The following is a 16,430-nucleotide window of genomic DNA, read 5'->3' as shown; positions in this document are numbered from 1 at the left end:
ACTGGTCCAGTGGATTGGCCTTGTTGGCACACAGGTCGCGCGGGTCGCGACCTGCATCGGGAAGACGGGCGCCCCTTTGACCGGGAGCCCGGAATGCGGCTCGGCCCCGCGCGGTGTCCGCCGGGGCCGGTCCGTTGAGGGTCAGCGGCGGATGCCGAGGCGCTCGATGAGCGACTTGTAACGCGCCTCGTCCTTGCCCTTGACGTAGTCGAGGAGCGAACGGCGGGCGGAAACCATCTTCAGCAGGCCACGACGGGAGTGGTTGTCCTTGGCGTGGGTCTTGAAGTGCTCGGTCAGGTTGGTGATGCGCTCGGTGAGGATGGCCACCTGGACCTCGGGCGAACCGGTGTCGCCGGCCTTGGTGGCGTATTCCTTGATGAGCTCGGCCTTGCGGGCGTCGGAAATCGACATCGGGTGTTCCTTCTGCGAAATGGACTTTGGGCGGCCGGCGCCGGGATGTCGTCCAGCGCGGTCGGATGGCCGTGGAGCGCAAGCGAGGCGCCGTGCACGGTCCGGCTTCCCTCGGGAGCCGAAGGCGCGGCTTATACACGAAAATGGCAGCAAGGGAAGCAGGCGACGACGTTCCCGTTTCATTCCCGGCGCGGCTGCGGCATGATCGGCCCATGTCCGGATTCGCCGCCGCATCCCTCGTCCCGCCGGCCGACGGCCGCCAGTCGCAGCGGGCGCTCGCCATCGCCCGCGGCACGACGCGGCTCCTCGCCGCCCTGGACTTCGCCGTGGTGCCGGAACTGGCGCTGCCGTCGGGCCGGCGCGCCGACCTCACCGCACTCTCCCGCAACGGCACCCTCTGGATCGTCGAGATCAAGTCCTCGGTGGAGGATTTCCGCGCCGACCGCAAATGGAGCGACTATCGCGCCCACGCCGACCGGGTGCTCTTCGCCGTGGCGCCGGACTTTCCCACCGGGCTGCTCCCGGAGGACGCCGGGCTCATCCTCGCCGATGCCCACGGCGCGGAACTCGTGCGCGAGGGGGATGCTGCGACGCTGCCGGCGCCGACCCGCAAGGTGATGATGCTGCGCTTCGCCCGTGCCGCGGCCGGCCGCATGACGCTGCTCTGCGACCCCGGGGTGCGGGGGCTGACGGACCTCTAGAGTCAGCGCGGGGCGCGCTTGGCGAGGATGCGCTGCAGCGTGCGGCGATGCATGCCGAGGCGGCGGGCGGTCTCGGAGACGTTGCGGCTGCACAGCTCGTAGATGCGCTGGATGTGCTCCCAGCGCACCCGGTCGGCCGACATCGGGTTCTCCGGCAGGTCGGCGGTCTTGCCGGCGACGGCGAGGAGGGCGGCGAAGACCTCGTCGGCATCGGCGGGCTTGGCGAGATAGTCGACGGCGCCGAGCTTCACCGCGGTGACGGCGGTGGCGATGTTGCCGTAGCCCGTGAGGATGACGCCACGGGCATCCGGGCGCGCCTCGTTGAGGGCGGAGATGACGTCGAGGCCGTTGCCGTCGCCGAGGCGCATATCCACCACGGCGAAGGCCGGCGGGCGGGCCGCGACGGCGGCGAGGCCATCGGCGACACTCTCGGCGGCGGTGACCTGGAAGCCGCGCGCCTCCATCGCCCGGCAGAGGCGCTGCAGGAAGGGCTTGTCGTCGTCGACCACGAGCAGCGTGCGGTCCGCGGGCAGGGCGGCCTGCGGCGTCTGCGCGGCGGACTCGGTGGGCAGCATCGGGTCTCTCCTGTCGGATAGCGGGTGGCGCAACGGCGATTTCAGCCGGATGTAGGGCTGCCGGGCCGTCACCTCAAGGCATGGGCGGCGGCTGGGCCCGCGACGAACCGCCGCTTCCCGCCGTTCCGAAGGCGCTGCGAGGCCAGGTCACCTCCACCACGGCGCCGGTCTCGAGACCCGGCCGGTTGCGGTAGACGATGCGCGCGCCGGAACGCTGTAGCAAGGTCTTGGCGATGAAGACGCCGAGGCCGAGGCCCGTCTTCTCCTCGCCCTGATCCTCGGCACGGTCGGCGCGCCGGCTGCGGCCCCGGCCCTTGCCGCGGCGGGTCAGATAAGGCTCGCCGACGCGATCGAGGATGTCGGGGGGAAGTCCCGGCCCGTCGTCGATGATGGTGACCGTCACCGTCTCGGAATCCCAGCGGGCGGCGATGACGACCGAGGACCGGGCGAAGTCGACGGCGTTCTCGACGATGTTGCCGAGGCCGTAGAGGAGGCCGGGATTGCGGGCGATGAGCGGCTCGCCCTCGCGCTTGTCCGGCAGGTCGACGGTGATGGCGATGCCGAAGAAGCGGTGGGGCTGCGCCACCTCCTCGATGAGCTGGGCGAGGGACATGGTGTCGAAGGGCGCGTCGCCGCTCGACAGGCTCTTCAGCTTGGCGAGGATGTCGCGGCAGCGCTGCACCTGTTCGCGCAGCAGCGTCATGTCCTCGCCGATCGGGCCGTCCTTGGGCAGGACGCCGGCGAGCTCCTTGGTGACCAGGGCGATGGTGGCGAGCGGCGTGCCGAGCTCGTGCGCAGCGGCGGCGGCGAGACCGTCGAGCTGGGAGAGATGCTGTTCGCGGGCGAGGACGAGTTCGGTTGCGGTCAGCGCCTCGGTGAGCTGGCGCTGCTCCTCCGCCACCTGCCAGACATAGAGGCCGATGAAGGAGAGGCAGATCAGCAGCGCGACATAGACGCCCACGAGATAGAGCGGCGGCAGCCTCAGGTCGTTCGTCCACTCCCAGGGCAGGGGCATGTGGATGTAGCCGACGAAGGTCGCGCAGGCGACGGTGAGGAGGCCGAGGAGCAGGGTGGTTCGCGGCGGCTGGGAGGTGGCGGAGATCAGCACCGGGCCGAGGAAGAGGAAGGAGAAGGGGTTCTCGAGGCCGCCGGTGAGATAGAGCAGGATGGCGAGCTGGATGATGTCCCAGGCCAGCGAGAAGCCCGCTTCCAGCGGCGACAGCCGGTGATTGGCCGGATAGCGCAGGCGCAGGGTGATGTTGATCCAGGCCGAGGCGGCGACGGCCAGAAGACAGAGGTCGAGCGGCAGGTCGGCGTTCAGCCCCCAGTAGACCGCGACGATGGCGGCGGTCTGGCCGACCACGGCGAACCAGCGCAGCCGGATCAGCGTCTCGAGGCGCAGGCTGCGCAGGGCCGGGGCCGTGTCGAACAGGGAGGGGAGCAGAGCATTCGCCATGCGCCGAAACTAGGCGGTCCCGCGGCCAAAGGCCATGGACGGGAGCGGCCAGCGGCGGCGTGCCGCGCCCCTCCTGCGGAACCCGGCACCGGCTCTCCCGTTAGGCTGGCGCATGGCCGCCCGCATCGCCCGCCTCCTCGTCCTGCCGCTGGTTCTCGGTCTCCTCTTCGCCGGCGCGCTGATCGCGTCGGGGCAGATCGTGCTGCCGCCGCGCTGGGATCCCTTCGCCCCCTTCGACCTCGCGGAGGAGCCGGGCTTCCTGACGCGCTTCAAGTTCGCCCGCGCCCGCGGCGACGGCGACCTCTGCCGCGCGGCGCTTGCCCGGAGTGGGATCGCCTTCGAGCGGGTGCCGGACCGCGCCACCGGGGAGGGCTGCGGCTTCACTGATGCCGGGCGGACCGCGACGGCCGGGGCGACACGCCTGTCCTCGCCGGTGGTGCTGACCTGCCGGGCGGCGCTCTCCCTCGCCATGGTCGAGCGCCACGCGCTGGGCGCGGCTGCCCGGACCCATCTCGGCGCGCCGGTGACCCGCGTCGAGCATCTCGGCACCTATGCCTGCCGCAACATCAACCACGCCGCCTCGGGCCGCCGCAGCCGCCACGCCACGGCCGACGCCATCGACATCTCCGGATTCCAGCTCGCCGACGGGCGGCGGCTGACGCTTACCGCCGACTGGTCGTCGGCCGAGCCGGGCCGGGCCGCCTTCCTGCGGGCGGTGCGGGACGCTGCCTGCCGCTGGTTCGACGTCACCCTGTCGCCGGATTACAACCCGCTGCACTACGACCATTTCCATCTGGACGTCGGCGGCGGGCGGGCCTGCCGCTAGTCCGCCTGCGCGAGGTCGGCCACCACGGCGTTGAGCACGGGGAAGCCCTCGGGCGTGACCTTCAGCCGGCCGCCGGGCAGGCGTCGGACGAAGCCCTCACCCTCCAGGAAGGCGATGCGGTCCGGGTCGAGCGGGCGGCCCGACAACGCCTCGTAGCGGGCGAGGTCGATGCCCTCGGCAAGGCGCAGCCCCATGACGAGGAATTCGTCGGCGTTCTCGATCTGCACGAGGTGCTCCTCGGAGACGATGCCCGAGCCCTGCTCCTCGACCCGCTTCAGCCAGGTCTCGGGGTGTTTCTCGGTGGCGGTGGCGATTCGGCCGTTGCCGAGGGTGAGGCGGCCGTGGGCGCCGGGGCCGGCGCCGACGAAGTCGCCGGAACGCCAGTAGATGAGGTTGTGGCGGCATTCGGCGCCGGGCCGCGCATGGTTGGAAATCTCGTAGGCGGGCAGGCCAGCCTCGGCACAGACGTCTTGCGTCAGGTCGTAGAGGACGCGACCCATGTCGTCGTCTGGCATGGCGAGCTTGCCGGCGCGGTGCAGCGCCTCGAACATGGTGCCGGGCTCGATGGTGAGCTGGTAGAGCGACAGGTGCTCGGCGGCCTCCGCGATGGCGCGGCGGAGTTCGGCTTCCCACCCCGCCTCGGTCTGGCCGGGACGGGCGTAGATGAGGTCGAAGGAATAGCGGTCGAAATGGCGGCGCGCGACGTCCACCGCGCGCAGCGCCTCGTCGGCGGAATGGGTGCGGCCGAGGCTCTTCAGGTCGGCGTCGTTCAGCGCCTGGACGCCGAGCGAGACGCGGTTGACGCCGGCGGCGCGGAAGCCGCGGAAGCGCTCCGCCTCGACGCTGGTGGGATTGGCCTCCAGCGTCACCTCGCAGTCGGGTGTGACCGTCCAGAGCCGCGCGAGGGCGTCGAGGATGGCGCCGACGGTCGCCGGTTCCATGAGCGAGGGCGTGCCGCCGCCGAGGAAGATGGAGGACACGGTGCGACCGGGGGTGCGCCGCGCTGCGGTGGCCAGTTCACGGCCGAAGGCGGCCACATAGCGCGCCTGATCGGGCGCGACGTGCCGCACATGGCTGTTGAAGTCGCAATAGGGGCACTTGGAGGCGCAGAAGGGCCAGTGGACGTAGATCCCGAAGCCGGGATCGTCCGGGCCCCCGGTGCCGGGCGGGGCGGTTGTCATCGGCCAGGGTCTCGACGCCGGGCGGAGGTCCGGCGGCTCAGGCCGTGAGGTAGCGGTCGCGGGGCCGGATGGCTAGGGGGCAGGAGCGTGGAGCTGCAGAACCGGAGTGCATCCTTCGAGGCTCCCACCGACGATGCTGGCGCATCGCCGGGGCTCGCACCTCAGGATGAGGATGATGGCGATGGGCACAACGGTGGCCTTGGCCGCGACGTCAGCGTGGCGGACGCCCCGGATGCAGCTCACGACCTCCCTCATCCTGAGGTGCGAGCGGCAGCGAGCCTCGAAGGACGCACTTCGCTGATGCAAGGCGCGCGGAATCCAGCCCTCAGTCGCCCGCCGGCTCGAGCGCCAGCCATTCGCGCACCCGCGTGTCGGGATCGTCGGCATTGGCGATGTCGGAGACGACGGCGATGGAATCGGCGCCGGCCGCATAGACGGAGGGGGCGCGCTCCAGCGTGATGCCGCCGATGGCGACCAGCGGGATGGCGCCGATGCGCTTCTTCCACACCCCGATGCGGTCGAGGCCCTGGGGGCCGAAGCGCATGGGCTTGATCGTCGTCGGATAGATCGGGCCGAGGGCGATATAGTCGGGACGATGGGCGAGGGCGGTTTCGAGCTCCGCCTCGTCATGGGTGGAAATGCCGAGCGTCAGTCCCGCCGCGCGGATCGCCGGGACATCGGCGGTGGCGAGATCTTCCTGGCCGAGATGGAGATGGCTGGCGCCGCCGACGATGGCGGCGCGCCAGTAGTCGTTGATGACGAGCCGAACCGGCGATCCCTGGACCGATTCGACCGCTTCCCCCACCAGTGCCGCCGCCTGGGCCTCGCCGAGATCCTTGACCCTGAGCTGAATCGTGCCGACTCCCAGCGCCGCCAGGTCCATGAGGGTGCGGATGCTGTCGACGACGGGGTAGAAGCGGTCGGGATAGGCGCGCGTCATGGCTGATGCTCCTGAAGGGGATGTGCGGCCTCGCGGGCCCCGGGGGCGGGCGGAGAGTGACCGCCGACCCGGCGAAGTCAAGGCGCCCGGCCGCTAGCCTATCCTGCGCCGCTCTTCCTCCATCACCCGTTCGGCCCGCGCCATCATCTCTCCGGCCTTGAGGCCGGCGGGGATCAGCGGCAGGCAGGACACGGTGATGGTGCCGCGACGCTTGAAGGGCCGGCCGACGCCCCAGAATCGGCCGGAATTGACGACGACGGGCAGGACGGGAACGTCGAGCCGGCCGTAGAGCAGTTCGACGCCACGCTTGAAATCGATGGGGGCGTCGGGGTCCTTGCGGGTGCCCTCGGGGAAGAGCAGGACGGGGCGGCCCTCGGCGAGAGCCGTCTTGGCGCCTTCCACCATGCGCCGAAGCGCCTGGGTGCCGGACTCGCGGTCGATGGTGATCATCGGGGAGCGGCGCAGGTACCAGCCGAAGACCGGGACCTTCAGCAGTTCCTCCTTGGCGACGATGGCCACGTCCGGAAACAGGCGGATGAAGGCGATGGTCTCCCAGGTGGACTGGTGGTTGCAGACGATCAGGCAGGGGCCGGCGGGGCGGTTGTCGCTGCCGATCTCCACATGGTCGAGGCCGATCACCGTGCGCAGCAGCCCCATGACGCCGGCGACCCAGAGCCGCGAGACGCCGCGCAGCCGCCTGCCGTCGGCCCAAGCGAGGGCCGGGATGAGTGCGCCGAACAGGGCGGTCCAACCGCCGAGAAGCAGGTCGAATGTCCTGGAACGGAGTGCGGTCATGATCTCCGATCGCAGCATCTGTGGCCAAGGCTCCGCGAGCCGGCCTGCGGGCGAGCCATAGGCCGTGTCTTCGCCCCTGTCACCCGCGGCGATCATCGCCGCCGATCGTGTCGACCTCATGGCGCGCGGCGCGATGCCCCCGCGATGATCCGAGGCGGTCAGGTGAGGCCATGCCAGAACGGTCTGCCCACAACGGGGGTCGAGGGCGAGGCGAAATCGCGCGGCCCCATGAGACCGGCGCCATAGCCGGTACGCCCGGCTTCGACGGCCAGGCGGAAGGCGGTGGCCATGGCGACGGGATCGGCGGCCTTCGCCACCGCCGTATTCAAGAGCACCGCGTCGAAACCCAGCTCCATCGCCTCGGCCGCATGGGACGGCGCGCCGAGGCCGGCATCGACCACAAGTGCGACATCCGGCAGGCGCTCGCGCATCAGCTTCAGGGCATCGGCATGGATGATGCCGCGGGCGCTGCCGATGGGCGCGGCCCAGGGCATGACCACCCGGCAGCCGGCATCGACGAGGCGCATGGCGACGCCGAGATCCTCGGTCGTGTAGGGGAAGACCTCGAAACCGTCGCGCATCAGGACGGTTGCGGCCTCGACCAGGCCGACGACATCCGGCTGCAGGGTTTCGTCGTCGGCGATGACCTCCAGCTTGATCCAGGGCGTGTCGAAGAGGTCGCGGGCGAGCTCAGCCGTGGTGACGGCCTCCTTGACGGAGCGGCAGCCTGCGGTGTTCGGCAGGACGGCGGCGCCGGTCTCGCGCACCAGATCCCAGAAGGCCGCGCCGGTCCGCCCGCCCGCGCTCTCGCGCCGGAGCGAAACGGTGACGATGCCCGCGCCGGAAGCGGCGATTGCCTTCTGCATGACGGCGGGCGAGGGGTAGAGCGCCGTGCCGATCATCATCCGCGAGGCGAAGCTGCGGCCGTAGAAGGTGACGGGATCGCGGGAGGAGGCGTGGTCCATGTCAGCCTCCCTGCCGGGGGCTGATGATCTCGACCGCGTCGCCGGCCGCCAGCGCCGCGCTGGCCCAGCGGCGGCGCGGCACGACCTCGAAATTCACGGCGACGGCCACATGCCCGCCGTCGAGGTCGCGCTCGCGCAGGAGCTCGGCGACGGTGGTGGCGGCGCTCTCGGTCGTCTCTCCGTTGACGGTCAGGACCATTGCATCACCTCGTTGTCGTGGATGCCGCGCGTGACATGGGCGACGGCGATTTCGGCGAGCGCCGGGGCGACCAGGAAGCCGTGCCGATAGAGCCCGTTGACGGTGAGCCTGCCGTCCGACACGACGATCCGCGGCAGGTTGTCCGCATAGGCCGGTCGAAGGGCCGATCCATGCTCGACGATGCGCGCCTCGGCGAAGGCCGGGTGCAGCGCATAGGCTGCCGACAGAAGCTCCAGCGCCGACCGGACGGATACGCCCTCGCTCTCGGTTTCGACCGTGGTCGCGCCGAGAAGGAAACGATGGCCGGCGCGCGGGATGACGTAGAGCGGCCAGCGCGGATGGAGGACGCGCACCGGCCGCGACAGGCTGATCGCCCCGGTCTCGACCAGCAGGGTCTCGCCCTTGACGCCGCGCAGGGGCTCCCGGTCGCGCGCCGCAAGTCCCCGGCAGTCCACGGTCAGGCCGGAAGCGGGCAGACAATCGCCGTCGGCTGCGCGGACGGTCACCCCGCGTTCGGCCAGCCGCCGCAGCAGGGCCTCCATGACCACGCGCGGCTCGACATGCCCTTCCCGCGGATAGAACAGCGCCTGCGGGAAGCGTCCGGCCAGGGCCGGCTCCAGGCCGGCGATGCCGTCGGCATCGAGCCGGCGGTGGTCCGTCGTCATGCGGGCGAAGCGGTCGAAATCGGCGCGGTCGCGCGGATGGGCGACGACGAGCGTGCCGTCGAAGGCCGCCTCGGGCACCGCCTGCCGCCAGAGGTCCAGCGAGCGGCGGCCGAGGCGCACGACCAGCTCCTCCGTCCCTTCCGCCTCGCACCACGGCGCGAGCATGCCGCCGGCCCAGCGGCTCGCAGACCTCGCCTGCGTTTCCCCGCCGCGCTCGTGCAGGGTGACGGCGAAGCCCGCCTCGGCGAAGCACAGGGCCTGCCAGAGCCCGGTAATGCCCGCTCCAATGATGTCGACGCGCCGCGCGGCGTCTTGTCCGTGCATCCCCATTCCTCCGCCGGCATGACCCGGATCAGGTTCAAGGGTCGCCGCGGATCGCGCAGCCTCTCAGCCCCCTCGTCGGGGCTCCCCTCGGGCGGGGTGGACTGTGGGCATTCGGACATGGATGTCAAGGCGCGAAGGTTTCTTCACCCTCCGGTCCAAATCGGCTAAGACCCGGCCCACTCGCGCGCCCGAACGCGAAGACGCCAAACGCGATCCCTCGAGGACCCGACCCGCCGGAGCCGCCATGTCGCATACCCCTCTCGACGCCCAGGACATCGGCCGCGTCCTCAACGAGGCGCTGCCCTACATGCAGAAATACGACGACGAGATCGTCGTGGTGAAATATGGCGGCCACGCCATGGGCGACGAGGGCGGCGCCCGGTCCTTCGCCCGCGACATCGTCATGCTGGAGCAGTCGGGCATCAATCCGGTGGTGGTGCACGGCGGCGGGCCGCAGATCGGCCAGATGCTCGCCAAACTCGGCATCAAGAGCGAGTTCGTCGACGGCCTGCGCGTCACCGACAAGCAGACGGTGGAGATCGTCGAGATGATCCTCGCCGGCTCGATCAACAAGCAGATCGTCGGCTTCATCAACGCCGCCGGCGGCAAGGCCATCGGCCTGTGCGGCAAGGACGGCGACATGGTGAAGGCGGCCAAGGTCAGCCGCGTCACCCGCGATCCGGATTCCAACATCGAGCGGGTCGTCGACCTCGGCTATGTCGGCGAACCCGACAAGGTCGACACCAAGGTGCTGGACACGGTTCTGGGCAAGGACCTCGTCCCGGTCCTGGCGCCGGTGGCGACCTCGGTCGAGGGCGACACCTACAACGTCAACGCCGACACCTTCGCGGGCGCCATCGCCGGCGCGCTGAAGGCCAAGCGTCTCCTTCTGCTCACCGACGTGCCCGGGGTCCTCGACAAGAACAAGAACCTCATCAAGTCGCTGTCGGTGGAGGATTGCCGCCGCCTGATCGCCGACGGCACGGCGACGGGGGGCATGATCCCGAAGATCGAGACCTGCATCTACGCCATCGAGCGCGGCGTCGAAGGCGTCGTGATCCTCGACGGCAAGACCCCGCACGCCGTCCTCGTGGAGCTTCTCACCGATGGCGGTGCCGGCACGCTCATCCATGCGTGAGGCTCTGGCGGGCCTCGTCGCGGCGTTCTGCGTCGTGGTGTGGCTCGCCGCCCCCGCCTCGGCCGAGACGCGCCTGTGCAATCGCACGAGTGTGGTGACGGAGGCGGCGATCGGTGTCGTCGTCGGCGATACGGCGGCGACGCGCGGCTGGTTCCGACTCGATCCGGGCCAGTGCCGGGCCATCCTGCAATCGGCCGAGGCTCCGGGCCGCCTGTTCCTGCATACCCGCCCCCTCGGTGAGGCGCCCGGCGCGAGCCTCGGCCAGCCGGAGCACGTGCAGCTGTGCATCGGCGAGGGCGACTTCCTCGTACCCGCTGCCCAGTCCTGTCGTCAGGCGAACACGCGCCTCGCCTCCTTCGTCGAGGTCAAGCCGACGGTGGTGGAGGGCATCGGCGTCCTGTTCCTGTCGGAGGAGGCCGATTACGACCTGCCGCAGGCGCGCAAGGCCGGTATCCAGCGCCTGCTCACCCGCATGGGCTACGACCCCGGCCCCATCGATGGGCTGGAGGGGCCGAAGACCGACGCGGCGCTGCGCGCCTTCCTCACCGACCTGAACCTGCCCGCCGACGCCGCCGTGCTCCCCGACATCTTCGACCGCCTGCTGGCGGCGCTGAGGGCTGGCGAGGGCCCCGGCTTCGCCTGGTGCAACGAGACGGGCCACCGGATCATGGCGGCGCTCGGTATCGAGGAGGGCCGGCAGATCGCGACGCGCGGCTGGTTCCGCATCGAACCCGGCGCCTGCCTGAAGCCGCCGCTGGAGGGCCAGCCGGCGCGGGTGCTCTCCTTCGCCGAGGCGGTCGATGCGGAAGGGCGCCCCGTGACGCGGGCGGGCGGCCCGCTCGTCTTCGGCGGCGATGTCCAGGCCTGTATCCGGACCAGCGAGTTCGAGATAACAGGGGCGGGCGATTGCGCCGCCCACGGCGGCACCGCGGTGGGCTTCGCCGCCATCACCTTCGACGGGCGCCGCCGCGCGTCCCTGCGTTTCCGGGAGCCCCGATGACCGACACCGCCAATATCCGCAAAGCCTTCTCCGCGGTGGAGGCCTGGATCTTCGACCTCGACAACACGCTCTACCCGGCGCACCTGTCGCTGTGGGAGCAGATCGACGGGCGGATCAAATCCTATGTGGCGAAGCTCCTCGACATCTCGATCGACGAGGCCTTCGTCCTGCAGAAGGACTATTACCGGCGCTACGGCACCTCCATGCGCGGGCTGATGATCGAGCACGGCATGAGCCCGGACGATTTCCTCAGCTATGTGCACGACATCGACCATTCGCCGCTGCAGGCGAACCCCGAGCTCGGCGCGGCGATCGCCGCCCTGCCGGGCCGCAAGTTCGTCTTCACCTCGGGCACCCACTCGCATGTCGCGGCCGTGACGCGCCGGCTCGGGATCGAGAACCATTTCGACGGCGTCTTCGACATCGTCGATGCGGGGCTCCTCCCGAAGCCGCACCGGGAGACCTACGAGAAGTTCCTCGCCGACCACGGGGTCGACCCGGCCCGCGCCGCCATGTTCGAGGACCTCGCGCGCAATCTCGAGGCGCCCCATGCGCTCGGCATGAAGACCGTGCTGGTGGTGCCGGAGCGCACCCGCGAGGTGTTCCGCGAGGCCTGGGAGTTCGAGGGGCGCGAGGACGACCACGTCGACTTCGTCACCGACGACCTGACCGCCTTCCTGGTGATGCTGCGGCTGTGAGGCGGGCCGCCTAGAACCTGCCACCGGTATCGAAGCCGTCGCCACCGCCGGACGTTCCGCCGCCAGACGATCCGCCACCGCCGCTCCAGCCACCGCCTGACGATCCGCCACTCCAGCCGCCGCCGGACGAGCCTCCACCCCAGGAACCGCCTCCGCCCCACGAGCCGCCGCCGCCCCAGGAACCGCCGCCGCCACCGCCCCAGGAGCCCTCGTCGGAGCGGCTGCTGCGCCGGCCCTGTTCCATGCGCGACCAGTAGTCGGCCCCGGTGATGACGCCGGTGACGAGGCCGCGCAACAGGGCGCCGACCACGTCGTTGGAGAAGACCGAGCCGTCGGCGTCGTAGCGGCGCTGGCGGAAGCCGGTGGCGACCTGCGACACCTCGGACCGGCGGCGCGAAAGTTCCGCCAGCTCGCCGCGCAGGCGCCGCAGGTCGAGCTCCGCGCGTTCCTGGGCGTCGCGCAGGCCGCGGATGCGGCCGACGATCGCCTCGTCGTCGGGGGCCGGCGTCTTCAGGGCTTCGGCATAGAGCCTCTCGATGTCCTCGCGCCGCAGGGTCTCGGCGAGCAGGGCCACAGCCTGGCGGAACCTGTCGTCCTCGCCACGCGCGAAGGCGGCGGCGCGGGAGTCGAGATCCCGGTGCCGGTCCTCGGCCGCGGCGCGGGCGGCGTCGAGTTCGGCGAGCCGGCCGCGGTAGCCGGCGACCTCGGCGTCGGCGGCGTCGCCACCGGTGCCGAGGAAGGCGCCCTTCTCCAGCGCCTTCACCTTCTCCACCGCATCCACCGCCAGGGCGGCGCTGCGGTTGGCATGTTCGCGCAGGCGCTTGGGGATTTCGGTCAGGCGGGCATAGTTCGGGCGGGCGTCGGCATAGCGGACGAGGCGGGCCACCCAGCCGTCGAGGAGGCGCGCCACGTTGCCCGCTTCATAGGCCTGGGTCGCGTAGCCGCGGCTCCACAGATACATGAACAGCGCATCGTCCTCATAAGGTTTGCGCTTCTCCTCCAGCTCCTGCTCGGCGAGGGCCGCCTTCTTCTCCGATTCCTGGGCGACACGGACGGCGTCGTCCGCCGAGGTCCTGGCGGCGCCGTAGTCGGGCCGGGCGGCGAGGCCGATCTGCGCCTCGTTCGCCACCGCGTCGCGGCGTTCCTCGGCCTCCTCCAGCCGGCGGGCGAAATCCTGCCGCTCGGCGGCGATGCGGGCGATCTCGGACTCGATCGCGGCGACGTCCTCGTCCAGTCGGTTGCGGTCGTTGAGGCGGAGCGCGAGAAGCGCGCGCACCTCGGTCGCCACCTGGGTCAGGCGACCGCCCAGCCCGCTCTCGGATTTCAGGCGGAAGGCGGCGAGGTCGCGGAAGCCCTCGGCCTCCGCGGCGCGCGCCTCGGCCTGGCTGCGGTTGGCCTGGTCCAGCCGCCGGTTGACCTCGTTCTCGGCCTGACGGATCTCGGCGAGGGCACCCTCGATGCCGCCGAGAGCGGAATGTCCGGGGATCATGCGATGCTCCTACCAGCTCGTGATGGCGCCGCCCGGCAGCGCCTCGCGCCAGGTCGGGTCGAGCTGGCCGCGCTGCTTGCGGCCGAGGATGGCGTTCTGGACGATGCCGTCGTCGCGCTTGTCGGCCTCGACGACGCGGTAGAGGCTCTCCGGCACGCGCACGCCCCACTGGGTGACGACCTTCGTCGAGCCGTCCTCCTCGGAGGTGATGGAGCGGGACATTGGCCGGCCATCGCGGCCGATGGCCTCGACGATGAGGTAATAGTTCATGGCGTTGGGATTGCGCCGCGGGCGTCGCCAGACGCCGGTGGACTGACCGGGCCGCGAGACGATGCGGACGTCATATTCGGTGCGGATGTCGTCGCGCAGCCGCTCGAGGTCGGCAACGGCGGCGCGCGCGGCCTCCGCCTTGCCGTCACGGGCGGCGATCCGCCCGTCGGAGGCGAGGGCGGCGACGCGGGTGCGCACCGCATCGGCGGTCGCCTCGCGGGTGATGTCGCCCGAGAGGCGCTCGATGGCGGCGGGAATGGTCTGGGTCAGCTCGACCTGCCGGGAATAGCCCTGCCAGGCGAGCGTGCCGGCGCCGATGGCGAGCGCCGCAACGGCGGCCAGCGCCCATTTGCCCCAACGGCCGCGGGTGACGTAGATCCGCGCCAGCTTCACCGACAGGCTTTCGCGCGGCGGCTTGTAGACGAAGCGCTCCTCGCGCAGGGCCTTGACGCCCTGGCGCAGGATCTCGTCGGGCACGTCGATGCCCTGGTTGCGGTAGATGACCCGCAGCCGCTCGATCAGGTCCTCCTCGCGGTCGCCCTCGGCGAGTTCGCGCTCGGTGATCTTGCGGTCGTGGCGCAGCGTGTCGACGACGTCCATGGCGAGCATGATGTCGTCGAGCTTGGCGGACTGCGCCTCGGCGGGGGGAGCGGCCGGAGGGGCGGCGACGGCGGTATCGGTCATCGGATGACCCTCCGGTCAGGATGCGAGAGGCGCGCGGTGGTCACGGGGGGCGAAGCCCTCACATGCCGAGGGCGGCACCCTTCTCGGCGAGGGCGGCGAGGCGCTTCTTGCCGTCCTCCACCGCGTCGCGGATCTCCCGCGAGTTTTCCGTCGAGAGCTTGCGCATCTCGTAGATGATCTCGCCCGACTTCTCCTGGAAGGAGACGACGCTCTCGACCAGCTTCTTCACGGCGTCGGCGCGGATGGTCGGGCCGTAGCCGGCGCGCAGCGCCTCCTCCTGCACCTTGTCGCCGATCTCGGAGAGGGTCTCGAGGGACTTCGACACGCCCTCCTTCATCTCGTTGAGCGTGCGGGTCGACTCGTGCAGGCCCTGCAGGCCGGTGAAGGAGGCCTTCAGCGCGGTCAGCACGGCGTCGTTGGTGGAGAAGAAGGAGATCGCCTGCGCATAGACCCGCTCCTTGGCGTTGGTCGTCTGCATCAGGCGGGCCATGATGACCTCGGACGTGTTGTAGCCGATGGTCAGATTGTCGGAGAGGTCCTTGGCGATCTGGAAGCGCTTCTCCTCGTCCTGCATCTCGCGCAGCTTGGTGTCGCGGATGAGTTCGAGGTTGGCGCGCTCGGCCGGCACCGTGCCGGTGTAGGCGGCCACCGCTTCCGAGGCGGCCTTCAGCTCGGCCTGCTTGGCCTGCAGCTTGTCGTTCGCCTTCTCCAGCACCTCGAGAGCCTGAACCTCGGCCTGCTTCAGCGCGCCGCGGAAGTCGCGGTAGGCGTCGAGGATGGTGACCTCGCGCTGGATCTGGTCCTTGGTGGCGCGGGCGACGTCGAGATAGGTCGTGCGGATGGCGTCGAAGCGGGTCGCGATGTCGCCGCGGCGCACCTTGGTCCAGACGTTCTCCAGCCGCTCGAAGGTGGAGAGCTTGCCGTCGGAGAGCTGCTCGACCATGCGCTTGGCGTCGTCGCGGATAGAGTTGAAGCCCTGGGTGATCTGCTCGTAGCGCTCACCCACCTCCATGCCGGCGACCTGATTGCGCACCACCTCGTTGAACACGCCGACCTGATTGAGGGTGCGGGCGATCATCGTCACCCGGTCCTGGTCGAGGTCGGAAATCTTCTGCAGCAGCGGGATGATCGGCTGCTCGTCGATCTTGGCCGGCATCAGCCCGAGGTCCCGGAGCACGCCGGTGGCGCGGTCGAGATACTGCATCGGCGAGGGCACGACGGTGGTGGTGGTCGTCGGCGTGGTGGTGGTGTTCATCGCTACGCTCTTGTGGCCAGAACCGGCCCGCCGCCGGCGCCGTCAATGTGGTGGCCACATGCCCCAAAGGCAAGACGGCGGCGGCGCCTCAGCGCCGGGCCATGCGCAGGATGGTGCCCGCCACCTGCTGCGCCATGCAGTCGTGACCGGCGGCGGTCAGGTGCAGGCCGTCGAAGGAGATGAGCCCGTTGAAGGCGCTGCGGTCGGAATTGGCGAGCTGGAACATCGCCTGGAAGCGGCGAACCACCGGCACGCCGGCGCGGGCGCCCTCGCTGGCGATGATGCCGGCGAATTCGGCGGTGCGCGTGCTTCCCTCGGCCCAGCGCGAATATTGCGGATCGACCAGCATGGCGTCGGCGCCGGCGGCGCGGATGGTGGCGAGACCTGCGGCGACGGTCCCGCGGAAGGACTCCGCCGAGACGCCGAAATTGGCGTCGTTGGTGCCGAGCTGCCAGACCACGAGGGTCGGCTTGTGCTGGGCGAGTTCGCGGGCGAGGCGGCCGGCCGCGCCCGAGGCGGTCTCACCGGAAACGCCGGAGACGACGACCTCGATGGTCTTGTCCTGCCAGCGGGCCTTGATCATCGGGCCGAGGCGATGGGCGAAGCCGGCGCCGCCGCTGCCGACCCCGGCCGTGGTCGAGGAGCCGATGGCGAGAATGCGCACGGGCTCCTGCGTCTTCAGCCGCGCGGAGGTGCGCGGCAGGGCGCCGCCGGGAGTCGCCTCCGCCAGGGCGGGGACAGTGCAGCGCGCGAGGGCTGAGGACGAGAAGGGGGTGAACGCGAGCGCCGCAGAGAGGGCGACGGCTGCGGCATGCGGAAGGCGAAGGGGGAGCATGCACGGTCCTCGGGATCGCTGGC

18 protein-coding genes and 1 riboswitch are annotated in these 16,430 nt (G+C 70.8%); of the genes, 5 read left to right on the top strand and 13 right to left on the bottom strand.

Annotation, left to right across the window (positions count from 1 at the left end; all coding sequences use genetic code 11):
* Positions 1 to 141: 141 nt before the first annotated feature.
* On the bottom strand, positions 142 to 411 hold the full coding sequence (gene rpsO / locus C6569_RS15690; RefSeq protein WP_106749717.1) for a 30S ribosomal protein S15: 270 nt from the start codon (positions 409 to 411) through the stop codon (positions 142 to 144).
* A gap of 212 nt (positions 412 to 623) precedes the next feature.
* Here rpsO and C6569_RS15685 point away from each other — a divergent pair, with 212 nt between their 5' ends.
* Entirely contained in the window at positions 624 to 1,112 is a 489-nt protein-coding gene (locus C6569_RS15685; RefSeq protein WP_106749716.1) for an MmcB family DNA repair protein, read from the top strand.
* A gap of 2 nt (positions 1,113 to 1,114) precedes the next feature.
* Here C6569_RS15685 and C6569_RS15680 read toward each other — a convergent pair whose 3' ends face one another.
* On the bottom strand, positions 1,115 to 1,687 hold the full coding sequence (locus C6569_RS15680) for an ActR/PrrA/RegA family redox response regulator transcription factor (RefSeq protein WP_106749715.1): 573 nt from the start codon (positions 1,685 to 1,687) through the stop codon (positions 1,115 to 1,117).
* Positions 1,688 to 1,760: 73 nt separating this feature from the next.
* The gene (locus C6569_RS15675) at positions 1,761 to 3,143 is read right to left on the bottom strand and encodes an ActS/PrrB/RegB family redox-sensitive histidine kinase (RefSeq protein ID WP_106749714.1); all 1,383 of its coding nucleotides are present in this window, start codon (positions 3,141 to 3,143) and stop codon (positions 1,761 to 1,763) included.
* A gap of 112 nt (positions 3,144 to 3,255) precedes the next feature.
* On the opposite strand from C6569_RS15675, the gene C6569_RS15670 reads away from it, so the two are divergent.
* Positions 3,256 to 3,969: an extensin-like domain-containing protein gene (locus tag C6569_RS15670; protein WP_106749713.1), complete on the top strand. Its 714-nt coding sequence runs from the start codon at positions 3,256 to 3,258 to the stop codon at positions 3,967 to 3,969.
* Here the strand turns inward: C6569_RS15670 and hemW are convergent.
* The 6 genes from hemW to C6569_RS15640 all read right to left on the bottom strand — a co-directional run bounded on the left by hemW (position 3,966) and on the right by C6569_RS15640 (position 9,038).
* A complete protein-coding gene (gene hemW, locus C6569_RS15665; protein ID WP_106749712.1) occupies positions 3,966 to 5,150 on the bottom strand; it encodes a radical SAM family heme chaperone HemW in 1,185 nt (394 codons plus the stop codon). The genes C6569_RS15670 and hemW overlap by 4 nt on opposite strands.
* A gap of 325 nt (positions 5,151 to 5,475) precedes the next feature.
* Positions 5,476 to 6,090 (bottom strand): thiamine phosphate synthase, encoded by a 615-nt coding sequence (locus C6569_RS15660; RefSeq protein WP_106749711.1) that lies wholly within the window; start codon positions 6,088 to 6,090, stop codon positions 5,476 to 5,478.
* 93 nt (positions 6,091 to 6,183) lie between these two features.
* Positions 6,184 to 6,885 (bottom strand): lysophospholipid acyltransferase family protein, encoded by a 702-nt coding sequence (locus tag C6569_RS15655; protein WP_106751089.1) that lies wholly within the window; start codon positions 6,883 to 6,885, stop codon positions 6,184 to 6,186.
* Positions 6,886 to 7,043: 158 nt separating this feature from the next.
* The gene (locus tag C6569_RS15650; protein WP_106749710.1) at positions 7,044 to 7,850 is read right to left on the bottom strand and encodes a thiazole synthase; all 807 of its coding nucleotides are present in this window, start codon (positions 7,848 to 7,850) and stop codon (positions 7,044 to 7,046) included.
* Between the two features lies 1 nt (position 7,851).
* Positions 7,852 to 8,049, bottom strand: a complete 198-nt coding sequence (gene thiS, locus C6569_RS15645) for a sulfur carrier protein ThiS (RefSeq protein ID WP_106749709.1) — start codon at positions 8,047 to 8,049, stop codon at positions 7,852 to 7,854.
* Entirely contained in the window at positions 8,040 to 9,038 is a 999-nt protein-coding gene (locus C6569_RS15640) for an FAD-dependent oxidoreductase (protein WP_106749708.1), read from the bottom strand. The genes thiS and C6569_RS15640 overlap by 10 nt, the downstream gene beginning before the upstream one ends.
* A riboswitch (TPP riboswitch) is annotated at positions 9,027 to 9,136 on the bottom strand. (Overlaps the previous gene by 12 nt.)
* 146 nt (positions 9,137 to 9,282) lie before the next feature.
* Between C6569_RS15640 and argB the strand changes: the two genes are divergently transcribed.
* From argB to C6569_RS15625, 3 genes are read left to right on the top strand one after another with little or no spacing between them, the layout of a single operon-like run.
* A complete protein-coding gene (argB, locus tag C6569_RS15635) occupies positions 9,283 to 10,176 on the top strand; it encodes an acetylglutamate kinase (protein WP_106749707.1) in 894 nt (297 codons plus the stop codon).
* A complete protein-coding gene (locus C6569_RS15630; RefSeq protein ID WP_181313778.1) occupies positions 10,169 to 11,176 on the top strand; it encodes a DUF1036 domain-containing protein in 1,008 nt (335 codons plus the stop codon). The genes argB and C6569_RS15630 overlap by 8 nt, the downstream gene beginning before the upstream one ends.
* Positions 11,173 to 11,874, top strand: coding sequence for a pyrimidine 5'-nucleotidase (locus tag C6569_RS15625; protein WP_106749705.1), 702 nt, complete (start codon positions 11,173 to 11,175; stop codon positions 11,872 to 11,874). The genes C6569_RS15630 and C6569_RS15625 overlap by 4 nt, the downstream gene beginning before the upstream one ends.
* 10 nt (positions 11,875 to 11,884) lie before the next feature.
* Here C6569_RS15625 and C6569_RS21990 read toward each other — a convergent pair whose 3' ends face one another.
* The 4 genes from C6569_RS21990 to C6569_RS15605 form a co-directional block, all read right to left on the bottom strand.
* Positions 11,885 to 13,363, bottom strand: coding sequence for a hypothetical protein (locus C6569_RS21990; RefSeq protein WP_181313777.1), 1,479 nt, complete (start codon positions 13,361 to 13,363; stop codon positions 11,885 to 11,887).
* Positions 13,364 to 13,372: 9 nt separating this feature from the next.
* A complete protein-coding gene (locus tag C6569_RS15615) occupies positions 13,373 to 14,317 on the bottom strand; it encodes a DUF6384 family protein (RefSeq protein ID WP_245898122.1) in 945 nt (314 codons plus the stop codon).
* 58 nt (positions 14,318 to 14,375) lie between these two features.
* Positions 14,376 to 15,572 (bottom strand): cell surface protein, encoded by a 1,197-nt coding sequence (locus C6569_RS15610; protein ID WP_106749704.1) that lies wholly within the window; start codon positions 15,570 to 15,572, stop codon positions 14,376 to 14,378.
* Between the two features lie 88 nt (positions 15,573 to 15,660).
* A complete protein-coding gene (locus C6569_RS15605; RefSeq protein WP_106749703.1) occupies positions 15,661 to 16,407 on the bottom strand; it encodes an SGNH/GDSL hydrolase family protein in 747 nt (248 codons plus the stop codon).
* Between the last annotated feature and the right edge of the window lie 23 nt (positions 16,408 to 16,430).

Origin of the sequence: Phreatobacter cathodiphilus (genome assembly GCF_003008515.1) — a bacterium.
In the GTDB taxonomy this organism is placed as follows: domain Bacteria; phylum Pseudomonadota; class Alphaproteobacteria; order Rhizobiales; family Phreatobacteraceae; genus Phreatobacter; species Phreatobacter cathodiphilus.
Note: the sequence above shows the minus strand (reverse complement) of the source record. Positions and strands in the feature narration are given on the sequence as shown.